Source organism: Bacillus sp. P4_D3 (assembly GCF_056401855.1).
In genome coordinates this window covers 1-925 of sequence record NZ_JBFUIN010001027.1, presented here as the reverse complement: position 1 = coordinate 925, position 925 = coordinate 1, and the positions used below count along the sequence as shown (strand labels likewise).

General features: G+C 35.4%; 1 protein-coding gene. It reads right to left on the bottom strand.

Annotation, left to right across the window (positions count from 1 at the left end):
• Positions 1–86: 86 nt before the first annotated feature.
• A partial coding sequence (locus tag AC1DTM_RS28900) for a phospholipase D-like domain-containing protein (protein ID WP_477001532.1) occupies positions 87–925 on the bottom strand: 839 nt, incomplete at its 5' end.

Here is a 925-nt window from a genome sequence, read left to right as displayed (position 1 = left end):
CTTTATATATAAGTGTGTAACTATATGTCATCAATTCTTTCATACAATCCATTAAAGCGCCTCCCTTCCTATTTTCCATCTATATACTATAAATATGATGCGATACCATTCGCTATTCTTCCTAGAAACCAATCCCAGCGACTAATTTTCTCAAAATCTTCTTCTGAAAATCGTTTTGACTTATGAAAGTCTTCTTTTAGTCGATTCCAGACATCAGCAACGACTGTCTTATCATATATGACACAGTTTGATTCGTTATTTAAATAAAAGCTTCTATTATCAAAATTCGCTGTACCAATATCGACGATTTCCTCATCAATGATTGTCACTTTCCCATGAAAAAATCCGTTTCGATATTGATAAATCTCCGCCCCAGCATCTAACATATCTTTCAAATGAGGATAGGCAGCTTGTTTTAACAATACGGCATCGCTTTTAAAGGGAACGAGAATTTTCACACGGACACCACGATTTAATGCATCTTTCAGTCCTTTTACCATTTCTTTACTCGGTACAAAATATGGTGTAGCAATAATTAAGGAGTGTTTTGCCTTCTTTAATAGTGCCCCGTACTTCCGCCATAAGCCTTTTCCATTCGAAAATATATATTGATATTTTACATTTCCTTGTACCGGTAACTCTTGATGTATAAGGAATTTCTCTCCCGTATCTTCTTGCCAATCTTCCGCAAACTTCCGTTCCATATCAGTAGCTCCATTCCCTTCGATGCGTACATGATAATCACGCCACGGACCAAATTTAGGATCCTGCCCAAGATATTCCTTTCCGATATTGAAGCCACCAATGTACGAAACTTTCCCATCTATAGTAACAATGCGTCTATGATTACGTTGATGTAAAGAATAAAATAAGTTTTTTAATTTAAGTTTTTTACTAAAWGTAAACTTCACGCCTTTTTCTTTTA